The following is a 16,281-nucleotide window of genomic DNA, read 5'->3' on the forward strand; positions in this document are numbered from 1 at the left end:
AGAGCTGATATTGTGTCTATATATATAAGTCTCGGATATGTCTTTTTGTTGGGGTGGGGGGTCGGTGCGGGGCGCGGGGGGGGGGGGGGGGGGGGCCGGCCCCCCCCCCCCCCCGCCGCCATGCCAGGGACCACAGGAAAGGCACACCCCCATGACACGGGTGCTGGTGGTGGAGGACGACCCGCAGCTCGTACGGGCCCTCGTGATCAACATGCAGGCCCGCCAGTACGGCGTGGACGCGGCCCCCGACGGCGCCACCGCGCTGCGGCTCGCGGCCATGCGACAGCCGGACGTCGTGATGCTCGACCTCGGACTGCCCGACATGGACGGCGTCGACGTCATCAAGGCGCTGCGCGGCTGGACCCGGGTCCCGATCCTGGTGCTCTCGGCGCGACAGGCCTCGGACGAGAAGGTCGCCGCTCTCGACGCCGGCGCCGACGACTACATCACCAAGCCGTTCAGCATGGACGAACTCCTGGCCCGGCTGAGGGCCGCAGTCCGCCGCGTCGAGGACGTGCCGCTCGCTCCGGCCACCACCCTGGTCACCACCGACGACTTCACCATCGACCTGCTCGCCAAGAAGGTCACTCGCGCCGGGCGCGATATCCGGCTCACCCCCACCGAGTGGCATCTGCTGGAGATCCTGATCACCAACCCGGGCCGCCTGGTCACGCAGAAGTACCTGCTGCAGGAGGTGTGGGGGGTGTCCCAGAGCAACAAGACGAACTATCTCCGGGTCTACATGGCCCAGTTGAGAAGGAAGTTGGAGGGGGACCCGTCGAGCCCCCGGTATCTGATCACCGAGCCCGGCATGGGCTACCGCTTCGAAGGATGACATGGGACGCGGCAAGCTCCGGATCTACCTCGGCGCGGCACCGGGCGTCGGCAAGACGTACGCGATGCTGTCCGAGGCGCACCGCCGTACCGAGCGCGGCACCGACTGTGTGGTCGCGTTCGTCGAACACCACAACCGGCCGCGCACCGAGGTGATGCTGCACGGCCTGGAGCAGATCCCGCGCCGCGAACTCGCCTACCGGGACACGCAGTTCACCGAGATGGACGTCGACGCGGTCCTCGCCCGGCGCCCGGAGGTCGCCCTGGTCGACGAGCTTCCGCACACCAACATCCCCGGCTCCCGCAACGCCAAGCGCTGGCAGGACATCGAAGAGCTGCTGGCGGCGGGCATCGACGTGATCTCCACCGTCAACATCCAGCACCTGGAATCCCTGGGCGACATCGTCGAGTCCATCACCGGCGTACGACAGCAGGAGACCGTCCCGGACGAAGTCGTCCGCCGCGCCGACCAGATCGAACTGGTCGACATGTCACCGCCCGCGCTACGGCGACGGATGGCGCACGGCAACATCTACAAACCGGACAAGGTCGACGCGGCCCTCTCCAACTACTTCCGCCCCGGTAACCTCACCGCCCTGCGGGAGTTGGCGCTCCTGTGGCTCGCCGACCGGGTCGACGCCTACCTCCAGGAGTACCGCAGCGAGCACCGAGTCTCGGCGATCTGGGGATCACGCGAGCGGATCGTCGTAGGCCTCACCGGCGGCCCGGAGGGGCGTACGCTCATCCGCCGGGCCGCGCGCCTCGCCGAAAAGGGCGCGGGCGGCGAGGTGTTGGCGGTCTACATATCCCGCAGCGACGGTCTGACGTCCGCGTCCCCGAAGGAACTCGCCCAACAGCGCACCCTGGTCGAGGACTTGGGCGGCACCTTCCACCAGGTCGTCGGCGAGAACATCCCGGTGGCACTGCTGGACTTCGCACGCGGGGTGAACGCCACGCAGATCGTCCTCGGCGTCTCCCGGCGCAAGGGCTGGCAGTACGTCTTCGGGCCCGGCGTCGGCTCGACGGTCGCCCGGGACTCGGGACCCGACCTCGACGTCCATCTGATCACCCACGACGAGGCGGGCAAGGGGCGCGGGCTGCCCGTGAACCGGGGTGCGCGGCTCGGCCGGGCCCGGATCGTCGGCGGCTGGCTGGCCGGGATCGGTGGACCGCTGCTGCTGACCTGGCTGTTGAGCAGTGTCGCGCCCGAAGTGGGCCTGGCCAACGACATGTTGCTGTTTCTGTCGCTGACCGTGGCGGCGGCCCTGTTCGGCGGACTCTTCCCCGCGCTGGCCTCGGCGGCGGTCGGATCGCTGCTGCTGAACTGGTACTTCACCCCGCCCGTGCACACCTTCACCATCGCCGACCCGAAGAACATCGTGGCCATCGCGATCTTCGTGGCCGTCGCGTTGTCCGTCGCGTCCGTGGTCGACCTGGCAGCCCGGCGCACTCATCAGGCGGCCCGGCTGCGCGCCGAGTCGGAGATCCTCTCCTTCCTCGCGGGCAATGTGCTGCGCGGCGAGACCAGCCTGGAGGCGCTCCTGGAACGGGTCCGGGAGACCTTCGGCATGGAGTCGGCCGCCCTGCTGGAGCGCGCCGGTGACGTCGAACCCTGGACCTGCGCGGGCAGCGTGGGCCCGCGGCCCTGCCAGAACCCCGAGGACGCGGACGTCGACGTACCGGTCGGCGACCACATGGCTCTCGCGCTCTCCGGCCGGGTGCTCCCCGCCGAGGACCGCCGTGTCCTGGCCGCCTTCGCCGCGCAGGCAGCCGTCGTACTGGACCGCCGCCGCCTGCGCGAAGAGGCCGACCAGGCCCGCGCGTTGGCCGAGGGCAACCGCATCCGTACGGCCCTGCTGGCGGCCGTGAGCCATGACCTGCGGACGCCCCTCGCCGGCATCAAGGCGGCCGTCACCTCGCTCCGTTCCGAGGACGTCGCCTGGTCGGACGAGGACCAGGCGGAGCTGCTGGCCGGCATCGAGGACGGCGCCGACCGCCTGGACAACCTCGTCGGGAACCTCCTCGACATGTCCCGCCTCCAGACCGGCACCGTCACCCCGATGATCCGCGAGGCGGACCTCGACGAGGTCGTCCCGATGGCGCTCGGCGGAGTCCCCGAGGACACCGTCGAACTCGACATCCCGGAGACACTGCCCATGGTGGCCGTCGACCCCGGGCTCCTCGAGCGGGCCGTCGCCAACCTGGTCGAGAACGCGGTGAAGTACAGCCCGGAGGGAACTCCCGTACTGGTCAAGGCGAGTGCCATCGCCGACCGGGTCGAGATCCGCGTGGTCGACCGCGGCCCCGGTGTCCCCGACGAGGCGAAGAACCGCATCTTCGAACCCTTCCAGCGCTACGGCGACGCCCCGCGCGGCGCCGGAGTCGGCCTCGGCCTCGCCGTGGCACGTGGTTTCACCGAGGCCCTCGGCGGCACGCTCAGCGCCGAGGACACCCCCGGCGGCGGCCTCACGATGGTCCTCAGTCTGCAACTCGCCCCCGCATCCGACCTTGCCCCCGTCCAAGGATCCACCTACAGTCCCGCTCCGTAAGGTTCGTAGAGCGGCCCGAAACTTTCGACGGGCCGGACGGAGGGGCGGACACCCATGCGGACGTACGACAACCCCGTCATCGGCGGGTTCCATCCTGACCCCAGCGTGTGCCGGGTCGACGAGGACTACTACCTCGCGTGCTCCAGCTTCGAGTACTTCCCCGGCGTCCCGCTCTTCCACAGCCGGGACCTGGTGCACTGGCGCCAGATCGGCAACGCCCTTGACCGGCCTGGCCAGTTGGACCTGCCGGACGACACTCCTGCCTCGGCCGGCATCTACGCCCCGACCCTCCGCCACCACGACGGCCGCTTCTATCTGATCACCACGGACGTGCGCGGCAAGGGCACCTTCCTCGTCACCGCCGACCGCCCCGAGGGCCCCTGGTCGGACCCGGTGCTCGTCGATCTGCCGGGCATCGACCCCGATCTGGCCTGGGACGAGGACGGGAACTGTTGGTGTGCCGTCGCCGGGGTGACGGTGGCCCGCATCGACACGACGACCGGCAAGGTCCTGGAGGGTCCGCTCCCGATCTGGTCCGGCACCGGACTCCAGCACCCGGAGGCCCCGCACCTCTACCGCGTCGGCGACTGGTGGTACCTGATGCTGGCCGAGGGAGGCACCGCACACGGCCACAGCGTCTCGATCGCCCGCGCCCGCTCCCCGCGCGGCCCCTACGAACCGGCCCCCGCGAACCCGATCCTCTCCCACCGCAGCACCGACCTCCCCGTCCAGAGCACCGGCCACGCCGACCTGGTCACCGCCCCCGACGGCACCTGGTGGATGGTGCTCCTCGGCACCCGCCCCCGGGGCTGGTTCCCCGGCTTCCACGTGCTGGGCCGCGAGACGTTCCTGACCCCGGTGGAATGGGTGGACGGCTGGCCCCGGGTCGGCCCGGTCCGGGAGCAGCACCCGGCTCCGGAGGCCTGGCACCCCTTCCAACTCCCGCCGGCACGAGACGACTTCGACGCCCCGACCCTCGCCTTCTCCTGGATCTCCCCGCGCAACAGGCCTGACGGCAGCTGGTCGTTGACCGAGCGGCCGGGGTGGCTGACCCTCGACGCGCAGGCGGGCCGCCCCGCCTTCCTCGGGCGCCGACAGCAACACCCCGACTGCCGGGCGGCGGTCCGCATCGACCCCGGCTCCGGACGAGCCGGACTCTCCGTCCGCATGGACGAGGCCCACCACTACGACATCGAGGTCGCCGGGGGAGCGGTGAGCGTCGTCGCGGGGATCGGCCCGGTACGGCAACGGGTCGCGGAGCAACCGGTGCCGCCCGGCCCGCTCACCCTCGCCGTCTCCATCAGCACCGCCGACACCGGCACGCGCGGCCCCGACACGCTCACGTTCTCCGTCGAGGGCCCCGAGGGAGCCGTAGAACTCGCCGAGTTGGACGGCCGCTATCTCTCCACCCAGGTCGCCGGAGGCTTCACCGGACGAGTGATCGGGATGTACGTCACCGAGGGCACGGCGGCCTTCGACTGGTTCGACTACGAGTGGCAGTAGCACAACTTTCTGGATGGACATCGAAAGTTTCGAACCCTCACCGACACTGGCGCCAACCGACGTACTGCTCATCCATGGACAGGAGTCGCACCATGCCCAGAAACAGACTGAGACTCGCGGGCGCGCTCACCGCCCTCCTCCTCGCCACCGGGATCGCCGGCGGCCCACCCGCGCAGGCCCAGGAGAAGCAGCCGACCCTCGCCCAACTCGCGGAGCGCCACGGCCGTTACTTCGGCAGCGCCACCGACAACCCCGAGCTGACCGACACCGCGTACACCTCGATCCTCGGCAGCGAGTTCGACATGATCACCCCAGGCAACGGCATGAAGTGGTATGCCACCGAGCCGCAACAGGGCGTCTTCGACTGGACGAACGGCGACCGGATCGTGGACCTCGCCCGCGCCAACCACCAGCGGGTCCGCGCCCACACCCTGGTCTGGCACAGCCAGTTGCCCGACTGGCTCACGTCCGGGACCTGGACGGCGGACGCGCTGCGGGCCGTACTGAAGAAGCACATCACCACCGAGGTACGGCACTACCGCGGCAAGGTCTACTCCTGGGACGTCGTCAACGAGGCCTTCAACGAGGACGGCACCTACCGCGACACCCTCTGGTACCGGACGCTCGGCCCCGGCTACATCGCCGACGCGCTGCGCTGGGCCCACCGGGCCGACCCGCACGTGAAGTTGTACCTCAACGACTACAACATCGAGGCGACCGGCCCGAAGAGCGACGCCTACTACGCCCTCGCCAAGCAACTCAGGGCCCAGCACGTGCCGTTGGACGGCATCGGGCTTCAGGCGCACCTGGCTCTCCAGTACGGCTATCCGGCGACCCTGGAGGACAACCTCCGACGCTTCTCCCGCCTCGGGCTCGACACCGCGCTCACCGAGGTCGACGTACGGATGCAACTACCGGCGACCGACGCCAAGTTGGCGGAACAGGCCGACTGGTACCGGGACCTGACCGGGGCGTGCCTCGCGGTGCGCCGGTGTGTGGGCGTGACCGTATGGGATTACACGGACAGGTATTCGTGGATTCCGGCGTTCTTCCCGGGTGAGGGAGCCGCTCTTCCGTGGGACGAACAGTTCGTGCCCAAGCCCGCCTATTTCGCACTCCGGGAGGCACTCGGATAGCGGTCGACCACGGGTCGACTACGGGGAGTGATCAGCCCCGGATATGCGTCGGGGCCGGTGCGCACCTCGTGTGTGCGGCCGGCCCCTCATGTTCCCGAAATGCTCAGGCGGCCGTCATCTCCTGGCGGTGCGGGGCGATGATCTGGCCGTCGGGCAGGAGCTCACCGGTGTCCTCGAACAGGAGAACGCCGTTGCACAGCAGGCTCCAGCCCTGTTCCGGATGGCTCGCCATGAGACGGGCGGATTCCCGGTCGGCTGATTCGGCTGTGGGACACGGTGGCTGGTGCTTGCACATTGGTGGGATCTCTCGCTCTGTTGTGGTCATGTCCGTCCCCCGTGGTGTTGAGTTGGTCCGAACCCAGTGTTGCCCCACGGGCGTCAATCCGCAGGGATTTAGCGGCACCGCTTCTCACAGGTTGATGACGCGTCACCCGCGTGGACGGTTCATCCCAATTCCCGGCTCGTACGAGCTATTTCCTGCTCGTACGAGCGTTACGAGCATAAAGAGGATCGGAAACGCGATCGTACCCCGCCACCGGGAATTCGGTGACGGGGTACGGGAGTGACAGCGGAGAGAAGTCAGGCGGGTGAACTGAGTAGCGGCGCCGGAGTCACCCGATGAGTCAGCACCGGCAGCAACTCGGCGACCCGGTGCGGTCGGTGGGCCGCGATGCCGGGCGGTGCCGGGGCCAGTGGGACCAGCAGATCGGCCGCGACGGGTTCACCGCCGGCGCCGTCCGCGGTGAGATCGCCGTGCAGCCACAGCGTGAGCATGTAGAGGCCCGGCACGGAGAGCAGGCGCGGCTGGTAGGCGCCCTTCATGTTCTCGGCCTGGCGCAGCGCCCGCTCGGTGGCGGCGATGTAGGGGCCCTCGAAGAAGTGTGAGAACGCCCAGCCGTCGGGGGTCAGCATCGTCTCTGCGGCAGCTACCGCGCGGTCGCCGCAGCGGATCAGGAAACGCCATCCGGCCAGCGAGGTGACGGCCGTACCCTCCGGCGTGACGCGGTCCAGTACATGGACGGGCAACGGGAGTTCGGGTGTGGCGGGCCCCTGGGCCGCGCGCAGTGAGGGTGTTCGGGCCTCGCGGACAGCGGTGGGGGAACCGAGTGCCGTGAGAACGGAGCGCAGTGCGGGCGCGGGAGCCGGGGGGACATGCAGCGGCATGGTGGGTCGCCTCTCATTCGACAGGCACGGTGGCGCGAGGGCGGGACGGGGGCGGACGGCGCTGTCAGCTCTCGGGGTCAGAGAGGCGGGGGCCGGGGTGCTGTGAACATGGGTGCGGCCTGCCGCACGTCACCTCGACGGCAGGTTCCAGGACCGTGGCGCCAACCTTCTGCCTTGTTCGCGGAGTTTATACGACACGTGTTCAGACGGTGTTTCGTCTAACCGTTTCCCGTATGAACAACAAGGGACCATTCGGCCAGCGATTCGCGGGAATCATCCCGGTTCCGAACCGGGGAAACGCCGATGACCTCGGGATATGCAACCCATGCGGTCGGCCAATTCTCGTCGGCGTTTTTCACGAGGCTCTCATTGTGCGCGGAACCGCGCACCGCCCCATGCCTCGTGAATGTGCCGCGGGTCACTTCGGACCAGAGTAGCGGGCGCCGGGCCGCCGCGGGACGTTATCGATCGCCAGGTCTGGGCATCATCCTTCCTACCCGGGACGAGGAGGTGGGGCTTCGATGGGGGAGAAGGTCGTGGCAGGGCCGTTCGAGCTCGCCGACCGCCAGCGCTACCGCGCCAAGCTGCGACGGTGCCTGGCGGGACTGGAGCGGCTGCTGGCCGAGAAGCGGTTCGACCGCCCGAAGAACCTCATGGGGCTGGAGATCGAGCTCAACCTCGCCGGCGCCGACGGCATGCCGAGAATGTTGAATGCACAAGTCCTCGAACGCATCGCGAGCCGAGATTTCCAAACAGAACTCGCCATGTTCAATCTGGAAGTCAACATTGCCCCACATCGATTGGAGGGCCGGGTATTCGATCGGCTCGCCGAGGAGATCCGGACGTCGCTGGCATATGCCCACCGGAAAGCGGGCGAGGTCGACGCCGGAATAGTGATGATCGGCATTCTGCCCACCCTCGACCGGGACGACCTGGTCTCCTCGAACCTCTCCGCGGTCGACCGCTACACCCTGCTCAACGATCAGATCGTGGCCGCCCGGGGCGAGGATTTCGTCCTCGACATCGACGGCGTCGAGCACCTCACCTGCACCTCGGGCTCCATCGCCCCCGAAGCCGCCTGCACCTCCGTGCAGCTGCACCTCCAGGTCACCCCCGACCGCTTCGCCGACGTGTGGAACGCGGCCCAGGCCGTCGCCGCCGCCCAGGTCGCCGTGGGCGCCAACTCGCCCTTCCTCTTCGGCCGTGAGCTGTGGGCCGAGTCCCGCCCGCCGCTCTTCCAGCAGGCCACCGACACCCGCCCGCCCGAACTCCAGGCCCAGGGCGTCCGCCCCCGCACCTGGTTCGGCGAACGCTGGGTCACCTCCGCCTACGACCTCTTCGAGGAGAACCTCCGCTACTTCCCGCCGCTGCTCCCGGTCCACGACGACGAGGAACCCCTCGATGTCCTCGACGCCGACGGCATCCCCACCCTCGCCGAACTCGTCCTGCACAACGGCACGGTGTACCGCTGGAACCGCCCGGTCTACGGCATCGCCGACGGCGTCCCGCACCTGCGCGTCGAGAACCGCGTCCTGCCCGCCGGACCCACCGTCACCGACGTCATCGCCAACACCGCCTTCTACTACGGCGTCGTCCGCGCCCTCGCGGAGGAGTCGCGGCCGGTGTGGACCCGGCTGCCCTTCGAGGCCGCCGCCGCCAACTTCGACACCGCGTGCCGCCACGGCATCGACGCCCGCCTGCTCTGGCCCCGGCGCGGACGGCTCGGCGGCACCACCGAGATCGACGCGGTGGCCCTCGTACGCGACGAACTCCTGCCGCTCGCCGAGGCCGGTCTTGATGCCTGGGGGGTCGAACCGGCCGACCGGGACCTGTACTTGGGCGTGATCGACGAACGCTGCCGGCGCCGGACCAACGGCGCGACCTGGCAGTCCGCCACCTTCCACCGTGCCCTCGAACAGGGCCTCGGCAGGGAAGCCGCCTTCGCCGCGACGACCCGCCGCTACAGCGAGCTGATGCACCTCGGGGAACCGGTCCACACCTGGCCGGTGGGCCTGCCGGAACCGGCGCAGCTGGGATGAACCGGCCCTGTCTCAGCCCGTGTTGGCGGAGGCGCCCGCCGCGCCCGCCGCCACGATGGCCTGGAGGATCACCGACTGGATCTGGGCGGGGTTGCTCACCTCGTGGCCCGAGCCGCCGGTCGCCTCGGCGATCTGGCGGGCCTCCTCCTTGTCGGCCTCCGGACCCACGGCGATCATGATCAGCGGCACCGGCCGCTCAGGGCTGGCGAGTTGGCGCAACTGCTTGAGAAGCGTGGTGCGCGAGATGCTGCCCGGATCCTGGTTGACCCCGTCGGTCAGAATCACCAGCGCGTTGAACTTCCCGTCCGCGTAAGAGGACGTGGCCGCCTTGTACGCGGCGAGCGTGGTGTCGTAGAGCCCCGTCGCCCCGTTCGGCACCGGCTTCAGACTCCCAAACGCGGCCGACAGCCGGTCCCGTTGGGTGCCGCTGCCCACGCGGTCGCCGAGGCGCTCGGTCGGCACCAGGACGCGGTAGTCCTTGTCGCCGTCGAGCTTCGTGGAGAAGTCCCACAGCCCGATCTCGTCCTCGGGCGTGAACGTGGCCAGCGCCTGCAGCAGCGAGGCCTTGGTGACGTCCATCCGCGACTGCCCGGTCCCCGGCACCGCCTCCGACATCGACGACGAAGCGTCCACGACCGTGGTGATCCGCGCGCTCTGCACCGTGATCGTCCAGGTCCCCAGCGCCTCCTGGAGCGCCGCGTCGGAGGCCGGTTCGGCGGGCGCCACGGCGTAGGGCTGCGGACTGCTGCCGCCTGCCTTGGCGACCACCGCCTTCGGCGCGTCCTCGTCATCGGTGCGGAAGCCGTACTTCTCCATCAGCCTCCGCTGCGCGGGTTGGCTCAGATACGTCATGAACCGGATCGCGGCCCGGCTCTCGTCCGTCGTCAGCCGCTCGCGGTCCACCAGGTTGTACGGGTAGTCCAGCCGGGGCGAGCCGTCCTTCGGATAGAACAGGTCGAGACTCCCGCCGGCGTCGGCCGACGCGTTGTACGCGAACGCCGACTGCTCGCTCAGCACCAGCGCCTGGTTCCGCTTCGGATTGCCCTGCTCGGTGCCCGAGGAGTCGCGCGGCAGGGTGTCCAGGACCTGGCTGTCGGTGTCCGAGATCCGCTGCGACAGCGTCTTCATCATCGCCGCCGCCTGCGTGTCACCGCCCTTGACCTTCGCGGCGGCCGTACTGAGCTGCGTCAGCGCGAGCAGCCCGGTCGCGCTGCGCGCCGGATCGGCCGCGCCCAGCCGCAGCGAGTCGTCCTGGAGGGTGGCACCGGCCAGGTCCAGCCAGGTGTACGTCTTCTTCGGCCACCCCAGCGACTTCGCGGCGGCCGGGACCATCGCCACGCCGACCGGGGTGGAGGCGACGTTGCCCGCGGGCGTCGCCTCCGTCGCGACCGAGTCGCCGGCCGACGTGACCTGGTTCACCCACAACTCCGAGTCGGGCACCCACACTTGTACGTCCGGGTGCTTGCCCGCCTTGAGCGTGTCCGCGAACTTGTACGACTCCTGGGCGCTCACCGAGATGTTCAGGCACTGCCCGTCGGACGTGATGTTCTCGTCGCGCGCCTTTCCGGCCGCCGCGCGCAGGGCGGGAGCCATGTCGGGGGAGGCGGCCAGTTTCAGACGTACCGCGTCCTTGCGGCAGGAGGAACCGAAGGAGAGCAGTCCGCTCTGCACCGCGACCGCGGTACCGCCGGCGACGGTCAGCACGAGCACCGTGGCGAGGGCCACCTTGCGGCGCCGCGCGCGAGGCCGGGGGTCGCTGCCGCCCGCCCTCTGCGGATCGGGCAAGCTGTGACGTCCCATGACGGTGGTGCCCCTCCCTGTTGAACCCGTGCCTCCGTCTCCCCCAACGGCCTGTCGCGCACGATCTTCGTAAGTTCTTTCGAGACCCTAGCGGGGCGAAGATGGGCATGAGGCGGGATTTCCGAACTGAAGGCAGGTGTGCAGGTGGAGGCAGGGCAGGTGGCCGAAACTTTTCCGCTGGAGCGGCCCACACGGCGGATTCTCCGGTCCGAGGCACTGCTCGTTCTGGGGCTTTCGCTCGGTGCGAGCGGAGTGTCCGCCCTGATCAGCTTTGTCGGATCAGTCACGAAACCGGGCGGTCTCAAGGACCAGGCGGCCACCCTCAACGCCTCGGCCGCGCCCGGCCGTCCATGGCTGGATCTCGCCTGGCAGCTCTTCGGAATCGCGTCGGCCCTCGTGCCCGTCGCCCTCGTCGCGCACTTCCTCCTCAGGGAGGGCGAGAGCCTGCGCACGATCGGCTTCGACCGCACCCGGCCCTGGCCCGACCTCGGCCGCGGCGCGGCGATCGCGGCGGTGATCGGCAGCACCGGCATCGCGTTCTACCTGGCCGCACGGGGTCTCGGCTTCAACCTCACCGTGGTGCCCGAGGCGCTGCCCGACGTCTGGTGGAAGTACCCGGTCCTGATCCTCTCCGCGATGCAGAACGCGATCCTCGAAGAAGTGATCGTGGTGGGCTATCTCCTGCGCCGCCTCGGCCAGTTGGGCTGGACGCCGGGCACCGCGCTGGTGGCCAGTTCCGTACTGCGCGGCAGCTACCACCTCTACCAGGGCATCGGCGGCTTCGTCGGCAACATGGTGATGGGCGTGGTCTTCGTCTACCTGTACCGCCGCTGGGGCCGCGTGGGCCCTCTGGTCGTGGCGCATTCCCTGCTCGACATCGGGGCGTTCGTCGGCTACGCGCTGCTGGCGGGCAAGGTGGGCTGGCTGCCGACCGCGTGAGTGGCGGAACGCGGTCTCAGGCGAGCAGGTCGCCGTCGATGACCGTTACCGCGCGCCCGGTCAACAGGGTCCGCGCGCCCCGCAGTTCGGTACGGACGAGTCCGGACCGCGGCGAGGCCTGAAGCCCGGTGAGGGTGGTGCGCCCGAGCCGCTCGGACCAGTACGGAGCCAGCGCCGTGTGCGCGCTCCCGGTGACCGGGTCCTCGTCGATGCCGACGTTCGGGAAGAAGCAGCGGGAGACGAAGTCGTAGCCCCGCGTGGGGTCTTCGGCGCGGGCGGTGGCGATGATCCCGCGCTCGGAGTATGCGGCGAGCGCCTTGTGGTCGGGCGCGAGTCCTACGACGGTCTTCTCGTCGGTGAGTTCGACGACCAGGTCGCGGATGTTCGGCCCGGTGTCGAAGGCGGTCAGCGCCTCGGCGCCCAGGGCCTCGGCGACGCCGTCCGGGATCTCTACCTGGGTGAGCGGGGCGGTCGGGAAGTCGAGGGTGATCGACCCGTCCGGCGCCGGCGTGGCGATGAGCACACCACTGCGGGTGGTGAACCGCACGGGGCCCTCGTGGACGCCGGTGGTGTGCAGCACATGGGCTGTCGCGAGGGTCGCGTGTCCGCACATCGCGACCTCGGTGGCCGGCGTGAACCACCGCAGCGCCCAGTCGGCCGCCCCGCCCTCGGGCAGCGGGTGCGCGAACGCCGTCTCGGCGTGATTGACCTCCAGCGCGACCTGCTGCAGCCAGTCGTCACCCTCCGGGAAGGCGTCGAGAAGCACGACCCCGGCCGGGTTGCCGGCGAAGGGGCGGTCAGTGAACGCGTCGACGATTCGAATCCGCATGCTTCGACGCTAGGGGGTCTCTGGCTTGGTGGGCCAAGGCCAATTCGGGGGTGGTGGACTGATTCGGTGGCGGGGTTGGTTCGGCGATGTGTGGGTGGGGTGGTGGTACGCGGCCGGGTTGGCGGTAGTGGATTGGGCTGGTGGTGCGGGGTCGGGGCGGTGGTGTGCCGGTCGGGTCGGCGGGTCTGGATTGGGTTGGTAGTGCGGGGGCGGGCTGGTGGTGCCGGGTCGGGGCGGTGGTGTGCCGGTCGCGTCGGGGGTGCTGGATTGGGTCGGTAGTGCGGGGGCGGGGCGGTGGTGTGCCGGTCCGGTCGGCGGTGCTGGACTGATTCGCTAGTGCTGGGGTGGTTCGGAGGTGCGGGGCCGATTCCTTGGTGGTGGACCGGGGGCGCTGGTGCTGGGCCGGGGCCGATGGCGGACCGGGGCCGGTGGTGGTGGACCGCTTAGGCGGTGTGGCCTCGAAGCGGCAGTGCGGCCGCGCATCGGCGGCGCGGTACCGATTCGGCGGTGCGTTACCGGTCGCTCCGAAGAGTCGGCTACGACGGCGACGAGTGCTCCGGCTTCCGGGCCATGAAGGTGCCGTACGTCCGCTTCGACCCCGCGGTGGGCTCCTGGGTCAGCCGGGCGGTGATCGCGAACCCGGCCCGCTCCAGCAACCCGGCGATCCGCTCCGGCGGGAGCAGATGGGACTCGTAGGACACGGGATGCCCGCCGTACGCCTGTGTCGGGCGCCGGAGTTCGCCCTCTCCCACGTGGCCGGCCAGCATCAGGTGGCCGCCGGGCACGAGCGTGCGGTGGAACTCGCCGAACACGACCGGGAGTTGTTCCGGCGGGGTGTGGTGCGTGGAGAAGTAGGCAAGGACGCCGCCCAGTTGGCCGTCGCCGATCTCCGGTGCGGTCATCGAGCCGACGGTGAAGGTCAGATGCGGGTAGGCGAGGCGGGCCAGCTCGACCATCCTCGGGGACAGGTCGATGCCGAAGACCGGCACTCCCAACTCCGCCAGATACGCGGTGACTTTGCCGGGCCCGCACCCCAGGTCCGCCACCGGCCCGAGCCCCGCCGACCGCACGGTCTCCGCGAAGGCGGCCAGCATCGCCCGTGACAGTGGGTCCAACTCGGCTGGATTCTTGACGAGTTGGACGTAGTCGGCGGCGACGGTGTCGTACGACTCCCGGATCGCGGCGAGGTAGGAGGGCTCGGTCATGCGGGCGACTTTAGAGCAGGGTGATGGCGCGGTTCGCCCGCTGTTCTTCCTCGATGTCGACGGAACGCTCCTGCCTCTCGGCGGGGCACGGATCCCGTCGAGCCCTCAGGGCTGGGTGGACTGGCAGGGCACGTCGAATCCCCAGCTGGCGAAGATCGACGCAGGTCATGTCCCGCGTCTGCTGGCACTGCCCTGCGAGCTGATCTGGGCCACCGCGTGGATGGAGTACGCCAACGAGGTGCTGTCCCCGCTCCTCGGACTGCCGCGCTTCCCGGTGGCCGAACTGCCGGACCCGCCGCAGGAGTACGGGCCCGACGCACTCAACTGGAAGACCCGAGCCCTCGTCCGAGCCGCCGCGGGCCGCCCCTTCATCTGGGTCGACGACGAGATCACCGACCTCGATCATGCCTGGGTGTCGGCCCACCACGGTGGACGTGCCCTGCTCCACCGCGTTGATTCGACGACCGGCCTCACCGGAGCGGACTTCGGCGTGGTCGAAGACTGGCTGTTGGCGTGGAGGCGGGACCGTCGGCGCGGATAACCGTCACTCCATCGACTCCAGAATCCGGTCGAGCGTCCGGCGCCCCATGCCGCTCATCGACCGGTTGGTCTCGACGTAGTACCAGACGAGACCCATCGCCTGTTCGAACGCCCAGGCCTTGCCACGCTCCCACTCCAGGTCGTCGCAGGCCAGTGTCCGACGGAGCACGTCCCGTGGGCCCGGCTGCGGGAGGTGCCAGGCGCCGACCAGGTCCAGTGCGGGGTCGGCCGGGCCGTAGCCGCCGGTGTCGAGTACGCCGCCGAGCCGGTCTCCCGCGACCAGTACGTTGCCGGGAATCAGGTCACCATGGCTCATCACGTCGGCGCTCGTGCGCGGCAACTCCCGGAAGTGGCCCCAGAGTTGGCGCAGCCGGGGTACGTCGAGCAGCTCCTCGCTCTCCTGGAAGCACTTCGCCATCCAGTCGTCGTGGTGGGTGAGGACGCCGCCGCGATTGTCGCCGTCGAAGACCCGCCCCCGTGTCCCGGCATCCCGCATGGCCGCGATGAACGCCGCGAGGTCCTCGGCGAAGGCGTCGGAGCCGCTGGGGTCGGCGTCGAGGGCGATGGTTCCCGGCAGCCAGGTCTGGACGGACCACGGCATGGGGTAACCCGCTCCGGGCTTGCCCAGGGCGACGGGTTCCGGGACGGGGAACCGGGACACCTGTGCCAGCTCCGCGCTCGCCCGGGCCTCCCGTTCCAGCACCGCCAGCACCTCGTCGGCATCGGCCGGCCGCAGCGGGAACCGCGCGGAGAGGCCGTCCCCGATACGGAAGATGGCGTGGACCGTTCCCGTGGACGACAGGGGCCGGATCGCCCGGCCGCTCCACTGGGGGAACTGTTCCTGGATCAGGGCCGTGACGATCTCGCTGGTCACGTCCACTTGGTCGGCATGCATGGTCATCCAGTTATCCATGCGCCCGGGGCCGGATCAACCGAGATTTTCCGGGGGCTTGTCAACCGAACGGTTCCGATATATCGTTGACGCATCGCGACAGATCAACGATGGAATGGAGTGATTGCGATGCGTACCCACGGATACGAGCGTGGACATGGACAGGAGGGCCACCCCCGGCGCGGCCGGGGTGGCCCCGACGGGCGGCGTGCGGCTTTCGGGCCCTTCGGGCCGGGTGGCCCGGGCGGACCCGGTGGCCCCGGCTTCGGGCCGGGCTTCGGCCCCGGCCCCTGGGGTGGCCGCGGACGCGGTGGCCCGCGAGGCAGGGCACGGCGTGGCGACGTACGCGCGTCGATCCTCGCCCTCCTCAAGGACCGGCCGATGCACGGCTACGAGATGATCCAGGAGATCGCCGAGCGCAGCGGCGGCGCGTGGAAGCCGAGCCCCGGCTCGGTCTACCCCACCCTGCAGCTGCTGGAGGACGAGGGCCTGATCGCCAGTGAGACGGAGGGCGGCAAGAAGCTCTTCGCGCTCACCGACGCCGGCCGTACCGCGGCCGAGGAAGGTCCGGACGCGCCCTGGGAAGAGGCTTCCCGCGGTGTCGACTGGGAGGCCCTGAGTGAGATCCGCCAGGCCGGCTTCGGTCTGATGGAGGCCTTCGGCCAGGTCTGGAAGACCGGCAGCAAGGAGCAGCGCGAGAAGGCGCTGACCGTCATCAACGACGCCCGCAAGAAGCTGTACCTGATCCTGGCCGACGAGGACTGATGTCCTCGGGGTCGGAAAGGGCAGCAGGTCAAGGCGCCCCACGGGAGTTCCGTGGGGCGCCTTCCCTGTGCGCGTTCCCGTTCCTG

14 protein-coding genes are annotated in these 16,281 nt (G+C 69.9%); 8 read left to right on the forward strand and 6 right to left on the reverse strand.

Annotated features, from left to right (window positions below):
- Positions 1-151: 151 nt before the first annotated feature.
- The 4 genes from ACFXC1_RS00170 (at position 152) to ACFXC1_RS00185 (ending at position 6,022) form a co-directional block, all read left to right on the forward strand.
- Positions 152-835, forward strand: coding sequence for a response regulator (locus ACFXC1_RS00170; RefSeq protein WP_381236655.1), 684 nt, complete (start codon positions 152-154; stop codon positions 833-835).
- 1 nt (position 836) lies between these two features.
- Entirely contained in the window at positions 837-3,383 is a 2,547-nt protein-coding gene (locus ACFXC1_RS00175; protein WP_381236658.1) for an ATP-binding protein, read from the forward strand.
- 54 nt (positions 3,384-3,437) lie between these two features.
- Positions 3,438-4,886, forward strand: coding sequence for a glycoside hydrolase family 43 protein (locus ACFXC1_RS00180; RefSeq protein ID WP_381236661.1), 1,449 nt, complete (start codon positions 3,438-3,440; stop codon positions 4,884-4,886).
- Between the two features lie 92 nt (positions 4,887-4,978).
- The gene (locus tag ACFXC1_RS00185; RefSeq protein WP_381236664.1) at positions 4,979-6,022 is read left to right on the forward strand and encodes an endo-1,4-beta-xylanase; all 1,044 of its coding nucleotides are present in this window, start codon (positions 4,979-4,981) and stop codon (positions 6,020-6,022) included.
- Positions 6,023-6,125: 103 nt separating this feature from the next.
- Here the strand turns inward: ACFXC1_RS00185 and ACFXC1_RS00190 are convergent, their stop codons facing one another.
- On the reverse strand, positions 6,126-6,317 hold the full coding sequence (locus ACFXC1_RS00190) for a DUF5999 family protein (protein WP_359610610.1): 192 nt from the start codon (positions 6,315-6,317) through the stop codon (positions 6,126-6,128).
- A gap of 284 nt (positions 6,318-6,601) precedes the next feature.
- Positions 6,602-7,186: a hypothetical protein gene (locus tag ACFXC1_RS00195; RefSeq protein WP_381236666.1), complete on the reverse strand. Its 585-nt coding sequence runs from the start codon at positions 7,184-7,186 to the stop codon at positions 6,602-6,604.
- Positions 7,187-7,707: 521 nt separating this feature from the next.
- Here ACFXC1_RS00195 and ACFXC1_RS00200 point away from each other — a divergent pair.
- Positions 7,708-9,225 (forward strand): glutamate-cysteine ligase family protein, encoded by a 1,518-nt coding sequence (locus ACFXC1_RS00200; protein ID WP_381236668.1) that lies wholly within the window; start codon positions 7,708-7,710, stop codon positions 9,223-9,225.
- A 12-nt stretch (positions 9,226-9,237) separates the two neighbouring features.
- Here ACFXC1_RS00200 and ACFXC1_RS00205 read toward each other — a convergent pair whose 3' ends face one another.
- Entirely contained in the window at positions 9,238-11,025 is a 1,788-nt protein-coding gene (locus tag ACFXC1_RS00205) for a substrate-binding and VWA domain-containing protein (RefSeq protein ID WP_381236670.1), read from the reverse strand.
- 138 nt (positions 11,026-11,163) lie between these two features.
- Between ACFXC1_RS00205 and ACFXC1_RS00210 the strand changes: the two genes are divergently transcribed.
- Positions 11,164-11,964: a CPBP family intramembrane glutamic endopeptidase gene (locus ACFXC1_RS00210; RefSeq protein ID WP_317883348.1), complete on the forward strand. Its 801-nt coding sequence runs from the start codon at positions 11,164-11,166 to the stop codon at positions 11,962-11,964.
- 16 nt (positions 11,965-11,980) lie between these two features.
- Here ACFXC1_RS00210 and ACFXC1_RS00215 read toward each other — a convergent pair whose 3' ends face one another.
- Positions 11,981-12,793 carry a PhzF family phenazine biosynthesis protein gene (locus ACFXC1_RS00215; RefSeq protein ID WP_381236673.1) on the reverse strand — a complete coding sequence of 271 codons (813 nt, stop codon included), beginning with the start codon at positions 12,791-12,793 and terminating at the stop codon, positions 11,981-11,983.
- Positions 12,794-13,329: 536 nt separating this feature from the next.
- The gene (locus ACFXC1_RS00220) at positions 13,330-13,998 is read right to left on the reverse strand and encodes a class I SAM-dependent methyltransferase (protein ID WP_381236676.1); all 669 of its coding nucleotides are present in this window, start codon (positions 13,996-13,998) and stop codon (positions 13,330-13,332) included.
- On the opposite strand from ACFXC1_RS00220, the gene ACFXC1_RS00225 reads away from it, so the two are divergent.
- Complete coding sequence (locus ACFXC1_RS00225) at positions 13,997-14,539, forward strand: HAD domain-containing protein (RefSeq protein WP_381236678.1); 543 nt, start codon at positions 13,997-13,999, stop codon at positions 14,537-14,539. The genes ACFXC1_RS00220 and ACFXC1_RS00225 overlap by 2 nt on opposite strands.
- A 3-nt stretch (positions 14,540-14,542) precedes the next feature.
- Here the strand turns inward: ACFXC1_RS00225 and ACFXC1_RS00230 are convergent, their stop codons facing one another.
- Positions 14,543-15,439, reverse strand: a complete 897-nt coding sequence (locus ACFXC1_RS00230; protein WP_381236680.1) for an aminoglycoside phosphotransferase family protein — start codon at positions 15,437-15,439, stop codon at positions 14,543-14,545.
- 120 nt (positions 15,440-15,559) lie between these two features.
- Between ACFXC1_RS00230 and ACFXC1_RS00235 the strand changes: the two genes are divergently transcribed.
- Positions 15,560-16,195, forward strand: a complete 636-nt coding sequence (locus ACFXC1_RS00235) for a PadR family transcriptional regulator (RefSeq protein ID WP_381236682.1) — start codon at positions 15,560-15,562, stop codon at positions 16,193-16,195.
- Positions 16,196-16,281: the final 86 nt, after the last annotated feature.

Source organism: Streptomyces hokutonensis (genome assembly GCF_042751305.1).
Taxonomy (GTDB): Bacteria; Actinomycetota; Actinomycetes; order Streptomycetales; family Streptomycetaceae; genus Streptomyces; species Streptomyces hokutonensis_A.